General features: G+C 68.9%; 10 protein-coding genes. 7 read left to right on the forward strand and 3 right to left on the reverse strand.

Translation table 11 applies throughout. The features are described 5' to 3' along the window. The first annotated feature begins 298 nt into the window (after nucleotides 1-298). From VLK66_RS21830 to VLK66_RS21840, 3 genes are read left to right on the forward strand one after another with little or no spacing between them, the layout of a single operon-like run. On the forward strand, nucleotides 299-478 hold the full coding sequence (locus VLK66_RS21830) for a hypothetical protein (protein ID WP_325311603.1): 180 nt from the start codon (nucleotides 299-301) through the stop codon (nucleotides 476-478). 47 nt (nucleotides 479-525) lie between these two features. Then, nucleotides 526-675: a hypothetical protein gene (locus VLK66_RS21835; RefSeq protein ID WP_325311604.1), complete on the forward strand. Its 150-nt coding sequence runs from the start codon at nucleotides 526-528 to the stop codon at nucleotides 673-675. A gap of 44 nt (nucleotides 676-719) precedes the next feature. Further along, nucleotides 720-959, forward strand: a complete 240-nt coding sequence (locus VLK66_RS21840) for a hypothetical protein (protein WP_325311605.1) — start codon at nucleotides 720-722, stop codon at nucleotides 957-959. A 147-nt stretch (nucleotides 960-1,106) separates the two neighbouring features. On the opposite strand, the gene VLK66_RS21845 is transcribed toward VLK66_RS21840, so the two are convergent. Next, complete coding sequence (locus VLK66_RS21845; RefSeq protein ID WP_325311606.1) at nucleotides 1,107-1,421, reverse strand: hypothetical protein; 315 nt, start codon at nucleotides 1,419-1,421, stop codon at nucleotides 1,107-1,109. Nucleotides 1,422-1,455: 34 nt separating this feature from the next. Next, entirely contained in the window at nucleotides 1,456-2,199 is a 744-nt protein-coding gene (locus VLK66_RS21850) for a hypothetical protein (protein ID WP_325311607.1), read from the reverse strand. Between the two features lie 138 nt (nucleotides 2,200-2,337). Between VLK66_RS21850 and VLK66_RS21855 the strand changes: the two genes are divergently transcribed. Together VLK66_RS21855 and VLK66_RS21860 are read left to right on the forward strand one after the other, a co-directional pair. Continuing rightward, nucleotides 2,338-3,018: an HAD family hydrolase gene (locus VLK66_RS21855; RefSeq protein ID WP_325311608.1), complete on the forward strand. Its 681-nt coding sequence runs from the start codon at nucleotides 2,338-2,340 to the stop codon at nucleotides 3,016-3,018. Nucleotides 3,019-3,033: 15 nt separating this feature from the next. Next, nucleotides 3,034-3,909: an alpha/beta hydrolase gene (locus VLK66_RS21860; RefSeq protein WP_325311609.1), complete on the forward strand. Its 876-nt coding sequence runs from the start codon at nucleotides 3,034-3,036 to the stop codon at nucleotides 3,907-3,909. 169 nt (nucleotides 3,910-4,078) lie between these two features. Here VLK66_RS21860 and VLK66_RS21865 read toward each other — a convergent pair whose 3' ends face one another. Beyond that, nucleotides 4,079-4,855: a gamma-glutamyl-gamma-aminobutyrate hydrolase family protein gene (locus VLK66_RS21865; protein WP_325311610.1), complete on the reverse strand. Its 777-nt coding sequence runs from the start codon at nucleotides 4,853-4,855 to the stop codon at nucleotides 4,079-4,081. Nucleotides 4,856-5,107: 252 nt separating this feature from the next. Here VLK66_RS21865 and VLK66_RS21870 point away from each other — a divergent pair, with 252 nt between their 5' ends. Together VLK66_RS21870 and rho are read left to right on the forward strand one after the other, a co-directional pair. Beyond that, nucleotides 5,108-5,815 (forward strand): queuosine precursor transporter, encoded by a 708-nt coding sequence (locus VLK66_RS21870; protein WP_325311611.1) that lies wholly within the window; start codon nucleotides 5,108-5,110, stop codon nucleotides 5,813-5,815. Nucleotides 5,816-6,406: 591 nt separating this feature from the next. Continuing rightward, on the forward strand, nucleotides 6,407-7,660 hold the full coding sequence (gene rho / locus VLK66_RS21875) for a transcription termination factor Rho (RefSeq protein ID WP_325311612.1): 1,254 nt from the start codon (nucleotides 6,407-6,409) through the stop codon (nucleotides 7,658-7,660). Nucleotides 7,661-7,890 lie beyond the last annotated feature (230 nt).

Below are 7,890 nucleotides of genomic sequence, written 5' to 3' on the forward strand. Positions count from 1 at the left end.
CCGCCCGCGCGCCCGCGGAGCACGCCCCACGCAAACGCGCGGCGGACGTGCGGAAACACCCGACGCGCCCCGCCGGATTCGCATCCCCGTGATGCAAAAAACATACGTCCACGCCGGGCTCCCCCGCCTCGTCCCACTGGCCGATTAACATCGATCCGGCAGGGGTTGACGTCCTGCGCGCGACGCGGCACTCTTCGGAGATACGCGTTCTCCTCGCGCCATCGCGCAGCGTCCATCCAGCCGTCGTGATCCCACCGCACGAGGGCGGACGCATCCATCCCGCTCACGGAGGAACTCCATGCCGGCCAAGCTCCGTCTCCACCCCGACGCGCTGCGCGTCGAATCGTTCGCCGCCACTTCCAACGCCGCCCCGGAGCGCGGGACGGTCCACGCGCACGTGACATTCACCAGGGCGGGGAACCCCACCTGCTACCCGATCTACACCTGCCCGGAGTGCGCCACGCCACCGGTGGTCTGAGGCGGCGCTTCCGGACGGTCCACACACCTTCACCACGAGGAGCCGGGATGAAGAAGACGATGAAGCTGAGGCCGGACCACCTGCGCGTGGACTCGTTCCCCACCGAGGAGCTGCCGCGCGACGGCATGGCGCCGGGGATCGTGACCACCGTGCCCCGCTACACCTGCCCGGAGTGCGCGTCGCCGGTGAACGACTGACGCGCTTCGGCGGACCGACGCCTCTTTTCCAGCGAGGAACCGAAATGAAGAAGCTTTCCCTGAGCCCCGAGCACCTGCGCGTGGAGTCGTTCCCCACCGGGGCGGTGCCGGCCGCCGGCCGCGGAACCGTGGCGGGGCACGTCACCGGAAGGCCGTACACCTGCCCGGAGTGCGCCAACAGCTCGCCGTACGCCACCTGCGCGCTGGCGGAGATCGTCACCACGCGGCCGCAACGCACCTGCCCGGAGTGTGCGAACACCGGCCCGTACGCCACCTGCGATTGACGCCGATTGGATTCGCCCGAACCGCGGGTGAGCCCAACGATCAGGAAAAGACGGCGTCACGCGGAGAAACTCGTCTGCCAGACGAAAACGGGCGGGGGACGGCAAGCACACCGTCCCCCGCCCGTTTTCCCGTTCCGCCGGCCTCGCTCAGTCCACCGCTTCCTCGGCCTCCTCGCCGTGCTCCACGATGTCGCCGTCCTGGAAGAGGATGCCCTGCAGGATCTCGCGCCACTGCGGCTTCCTGCGCAGGAGGAACTCCAAGTCCATCCCGAAGTGCTTGAACTCCTCCTTCTGCGCGTTGCGCATGATGGCTTTTGCCTCCTTGTCCTTCTCCACCGCCATCCGCTGCTCGTACCAGTCGATGGCCTGCGCCTCCTCGATCAGCGACAGGATCATGCGCGCGAAGGTGCGCACCTCGTCCGGAAGCTCGTTCGGCGGCTCGTGATACTGGTCGAACCCCATCGTCCCCTCCTCCCCGTGGTTTTCGTTCGATTCGTCAGCGCGACTCCCGCCGCCCGTCCGACGCCGGGCACGCGGCGTGGCGCACGATGCGGATCTCCATCCCCTCGGCCACGTAGGCCAGCAGCGCCTGCGTCCGCCGCTCCACCCAATACGTGGAACGGCCGTTCCTCTCGTCCACCTCCACCTTCCAGGCATCGCAGGTGCCGCCGTCCACCGTGCGCGTGGTCTCGGCGGCGGCGGGGTGCAGGCGCAGCGTGTAGGCGCCGTGGTCCGGGTCCCACATGGCCACACGGAACTCGCGGCGCTGCTCCAGCGGGAGCGAGGCCAGGATCAGGTCGGTGGTGTTCATGTAGAACGCCGGCGGGTCGAGCGTGGCGTTCACCGGCGTGCGCACCCCGCCCGTCTCCTTCTTCCCCGTCACCGACCCGGGAGGAAAGGTGAGCGTCCGCGTGCTGCGGCGATGGTGCTCCACGTCGTACACGGGCACCAGCGACGTCCGCCGCGCCGCGAACGAGTCCATGCTGACCTCCGTTCCCTCCAGCGTGGAGATGCGCTCCACGCGCAGCAGCGTGGGCGCCGCCGCCTCGCCCGCGTGCGCGGTGCGGATCACCAGCAGCGCCGCGCCGCCGGACTCGAACGCCATGGCGAAGGTGTCGGTGCGCGCCTCCACCCGCCACGCGTTCACGATCGCGTCGCCCGCGCGCACCTCCACGGGCGCCTGGGCCAGCGCGGGCGCGGCGGCAAGGAAGAGCATGGAAAGCGGGGGGATGATTCGCATCTCGGCACGTCGACGGACTGGGCGTCTGGATCGGGCATCCGAACGATGGCGAGGCGGGGGGATGCGGGCAAGGCGCCCCTCTCGCAGCCGGACGCGGCGCCGGATACCTTTATCCCCATCCCCAGAACTGGTGGAGACATGACCGCCGCACCGCTTCCGCGCGCCATCCTGTTCGACCTGGACGGCACGCTCATCGACACCTGGCGGCTGTACGGGGAAAGCTACCAGCGCGCGCTGGAGCCGTTCCTGGGCCACCGGCTGACCGACGAGGACGTCGCCCGGCTGCGCCCGACCTCGGAGCGCGGCTTCCTGCGCGAGCTGCTGGGCCCCGAGCGCGGCGACGCCTGCCATGCCGAGTTCCGCCGCCACTACGAAGAGCTGCACGGCGCGCTGGCCGACGGCGTGTACGACGGGGTGCGCGAGATGCTGGCCGCGCTGCGCTCCGCCGGCTACCCGCTCGGCATCGTCACCGGCAAGGGGCGCCACGCCTGGGAAGTCACCGAGCGGGAGATGGCGCTGGGCCCCTTCGCCGTGGTGGTGACGGAGGACGATGCGGAAGCGCCCAAGCCGGACCCGCGCGGCCTCCTGGCCGCCGCGCGCGAGATGGCGGTAAGCCCCGCGGAGGTCGTCTACGTCGGCGACTCGACGGTGGACCTGGAGGCGGGGCGCGCGGCGGGAATGCGCACCGCCGCCGTGCTCTGGCCCAAGACGGGTGAGGGCGAGGCGGAACGGTTCGTGAACAGGATCGCCTCCCTTTCGCCCGACTGGATCTTCCGCCATCCGGCGGACCTCACGCGGACGTTCGCACGCTGGTGCTGAAAGGCTGAAGGATAGATGTCACAGGAAGATACGGCGCGGGACGCGTCCGCCGGGCGGGCGTGGAAGGACTACCACATGATCGCCGAGGAGGGGCACACCGTGGTCGGCACCGTGAAGGTGCTGGCGGGGGTGGAAAGCCCGCAGCTCGGCAACGCGCGCGACCTGCTGGTCTACCTTCCGCCGTCGTACGCGCGCGGCGACCGGCGCTACCCGGTCATCTACATGCACGACGGGCAGAACCTGTTCGACCGCGCCACCAGCTTCGGCGAGGAGTGGGAAGTGGACCAGACGCTCGAGGACGTGAGCGCCGAGGGGATCGAGGCGATCGTGGTGGGCATTCCCAACACCCCGGCGCGGCTGGACGAGTACAGCCCGTTCCGCGACGCCGGCCACAAGCAGGGCGGGAAGGGCGACGCCTACGTGGACTTCATCGTCCAGACGGTGAAGCCCATGGTGGACGCCGACTTCCGCACCCGCCCCGAGCGCGCGGCCACGGGCGTCGCCGGCTCGTCGATGGGGGGACTCATCTCCCTCTATGCCTTCTTCCGCAACCCCGAGGTCTTCGGCTTCGCGGGGGTGATGAGCCCGGCGTTCTGGTTCGGCGGCCACCGCATCTACGACTGGGTGCGCGAGCGGCCGTTCGCGCCGGGGCGCATCTACCTGGACGTGGGGACGGGCGAGGGGCGCGAGGAGTTGAACGACACGCGGCGGATGAAGGCGCTGCTCGAGGAGAAGGGCTACCGCGGCGGCCACGACCTGCTGTTCTACGTGGAGCTGGGCGGCCGCCACAACGAGCGCGCCTGGGCTCGCCGCCTTCACCAGGCGCTGCGCTTCCTCCTTGCCGTCCCCCCGCGGCTGCCCGCGCCCAAGCTGCAGTACTCCAAGCTGTAGGCGATCCTTCTCCGCGACTCCTCCGCATCGCTGGATCTCACGCGGAGACGCGGAGACGCGGAGTTGCCCGGCCATGCGTCTCCGCGTGAGATCTGGCGAGGTTGGAGAAACGACGAAGGGGCGCGATTCGCTCGCGCCCCTTCGTCGTTCGATCGTCCGGAGACGGCGATCAGGCCAGCATCGCCGCGTTGTGGTACTGGTTGGCGGCCTCGATGAAGGCCTCGAAGAGGCGGCGGGTGCCCTCGTCGGTGTCCAGCAGCATCTCGGGGTGCCACTGCACACCCACCAGGAAGTGGTCCTCGCGCGCCGACTCCAGCGCCTCGACCAGGCCGTCCGTGGCCCACGCGGTGGCGACCAGCCCCTCGCCCAGGTCGCAGATCCCCTGGTGGTGCATGGAGTTGACGGGCGCCTCCGTGACCCCGAACGCCTGGTGCAGCCGCGACCCCTCGGCGATGCGGATGGGGTGCGCCAGGTAGTCGCGCGCCCAGCCGGCGCCGGGGAAGTAGTCGTGCTTGATGGCGCCCTGGTACAGCGTGCCGCAGTCCTGCACCAGGCTGCCGCCCGCCGCCACGTTCAGCACCTGCATCCCCCGGCACACGCCGAAGACCGGCTTGCCGTCCTCGATGGCCCAGCGCGCGAACGCCAGCTCCACCGCGTCGCGCGGCGGGTCGGTGCGGCCGCACAGCTCGTGGGCCGCGCAGCCGTACGAGCGCGGGTCCATGTCCACGCCGCCGGGAAGAAAGATCCCGTCCAGGCGGTCGTAGATGGCGCGGAGCGTTTCCGGGTCGTCGTCCAGGAGCGGCACCATCCACGGGACCGCGCCGACCTCGGTGCACGCGTGGAAATACCGCTGGTTCATCACCCAGGACGCCGGAAGGTCCTCGGGGATGCGGTCGATGGACTGGAGCGTCTGCGTGGGAATGCCGATGACGGGACGTTGCTGCATCCTCAAAACCTCTTCAACGGATATGAAAACGGTCCCGCCTGCGGGAGCAAGATCGGGACCGCGCAGCAACTTAGCGCATCCGTCTCCATTTCACAACGGGACTGTATACGATCCGCGGCGCCATCGGTTCCCGGGATTCGCGCGCCGTGGACGCGGGGGCCAGGGCGGCCGCCGTTTCCCCCCCGCCGCGGGATGGCTAAGATGCACGCTCTCACACCCACCGCTCCCCATCTCCGTCTCCATCGCCCGCAGATGCCCCGCTCCGAAACCGCCCCGCACGCGCCGCGCAGGTACCGGTACTACGACCTGATCATGGCGGCGTTCGTGACCGTGCTGCTGTGCTCCAACCTGATCGGCGTGGGCAAGCCGACGCACGTGGGGCCGGTGGTGTTCGGCGCGGGCGTGCTCTTCTTCCCCATCAGCTACCTGTTCGGCGACGTGCTGACGGAGGTGTACGGCTACGCGCGGGCGCGGCGCGTGGTGTGGGCCGGCTTCGGCGCGCTGATCTTCGCCTCGCTCATGAGCTGGATCATCCTGGCGCTGCCGGCGGCGCCGGGGTGGCAGGGGCAGGCGACGATGCAGGCGGTGTTCGGGCAGACGCCGCGCATCGTCCTGGCCTCGCTGGTCGCCTTCTGGGCGGGGGAGTTCGCCAACTCGTTCACCCTGGCCAAGATGAAGCTGCGCACCGGCGGCCGCTTCCTGTGGATGCGCACCATCGGCTCCACCGTCGTGGGCGAGGCGGTGGACTCGCTCATCTTCTACCCCGCCGCCTTCCTGGGCGTGTGGGACACGGCCACGGTCGTGAAGGTGGTCCTCTCCAACTACGTCATCAAGGTCGCGTGGGAGGCCGTGGCCACGCCGCTCACCTACCGCATCGTCGCCTTCCTGAAGCGCCACGAGCACGAGGACTGGTTCGACCGCGACACCGACTTCACCCCGTTCTCGCTCTCGGTGGAGTAGCCCGCTCCCGCGCGAGCCTTAACGCCGTGCGGACGGAGCGTCTCTTCTTCGGACGGCACGGCGCTCTATCTGCCCGGTATGCAGAAAGTGAACGCGCTGCTACGAGGTGCGGGAGCACAGCGGAACCCGCGCCGTGGCTTCATCTTCCGCTAATCCGGCTGAGCCGGGCTCAGGGCACAAGTGGATGGCGGCAGGGTATGCCTCACCAGCAACGGGACCGCGCGGCCGCGGACGGGTGGGGAGGGCGTGCGATTGAAATGCAACTCGGCAGAGGATGGCGGCGGGGAGCAACGAGGGTGGCCCGGATCGTGCGCCCCGCCCGCGCAACCACTGCCAGGGAGCAGCGCGGGGCCGGTGCCCCGAAGCGGGGAAAACGCTGGCGTAGCCAGATGTTTTCTCTTGCGTCGGCTTGTACCGGCAGTTACGTTGGGCCACAGATCCCAACGAACAAATCAGTCTTGCCGGTTCCAGGGCGCGTGCCGCGCCTCCTCCCTGGTTTTTCTTCCCTGCTACATCGGAACAATCCAGCGGACGCGGCGGCACCGGGCCCCGCGGCCGCGGACTGCCAGCATAACGTAATCGGAGCCAGTCGTGGACATCACCTCCATAAAGTCGAAGAGCATCTCCGAGCTGCACGAGATGGCCGAGGGGCTCAACATCTCCAACTACTCCGGCCTCCGTAAGCAGGACCTGATCTACCGGATCGAGCAGAACCTGCTCGACTCCGAGGTCGTGCTGCGCGGCGAGGGCGTGCTCGAGGTCCTTCCCGAGGGGTACGGCTTCCTGCGCTCGCAGGACTGGAACTACCTGTACGGGCCCGACGACATCTACGTGAGCCCCAGCCAGATCAAGCGGTTCGACCTGCGCACCGGCGACACGGTGCTGGGGCAGGTGCGCCCGCCCAAGGAGGGCGAGCGCTACCTGGCGCTGCTGAAGGTGGAGCGGGTGAACGGCGACGAGCCGGAAAAGGCCAAGCACCGCATCGCCTTCGACAACCTGCGCCCGCGCTACCCCGACGACCGCGTGCACCTGGAGACCACGGGCGGCGACCTGTCGATGCGGGTGATGGACCTGGTGGCCCCGCTCGGCAAGGGACAGCGCGGATTGATCGTCGCGCCCCCGAAGGCGGGCAAGACGATCCTGATGCAGAAGATCGCCAACGCGATCACCGAGAACCACCCCGAGGTGCACCTGATCGTGCTGCTCATCGACGAGCGGCCCGAAGAGGTCACCGACATGCAGGAGAACGTGAAGGCCGAGGTGATCTCGTCGACCTTCGACGAGCCCGCCGACCGCCACACGCAGGTGGCCGAGATGGTGCTGGAGAAGGCCAAGCGCCTGGTGGAGCACGGCCGCGACGTGGTGATCCTGCTGGACAGCATCACCCGCCTGGCGCGGGCCTACAACGTGGTGGTGCCGCACTCGGGGAAGATCCTGTCGGGCGGCGTGGACGCCAACGCGCTGCACAAGCCCAAGCGCTTCTTCGGCGCCGCGCGCAACATCGAGGAGGGCGGCTCGCTCACCATCGTGGCCACCGCGCTGGTGGAAACGGGGAGCCGGATGGACGAGGTGATCTTCGAGGAGTTCAAGGGCACCGGCAACATGGAGCTCGTGCTCGATCGCCACATCGCCGACCGGCGCATCTTCCCGGCCATCGACCTCAACCGCTCGGGCACGCGCCGCGAGGACCTGCTGCTCACGGAGATGGAGCTCACGCGCGTCTACCTGCTGCGCAACTTCCTCTCCGACATGCCGCCGGCGGAAGCCATCGACTTCCTGCTCAACCGCATGCGGAAGACCAAGGCCAACAAGGACTTCCTGGATTCGATGGCCAAGGGGGGATGACTTCGGGTCGTTGCCTTCGCGACGGGCTTCACGGGCGAGGGCCGGCTCCGCTTCCGCGGGCCCGGCCCTTGTTTTTAGTCCTAAGTCCTAAGTCCTAAGTCCTAAGTCCTAACAGGCTGCTAAAAATCGCAATGTACACTTTCGGTCGAAGCGGCACGGCTGTAAATTGCCGTAACCTTCGGCCGGGAGCATGGATGCGCGGACGCGAACCAGAGCAGCGGGTGATGTTC

Source organism: Longimicrobium sp., assembly GCF_035474595.1.
Classification (GTDB): domain Bacteria; phylum Gemmatimonadota; class Gemmatimonadetes; order Longimicrobiales; family Longimicrobiaceae; genus Longimicrobium.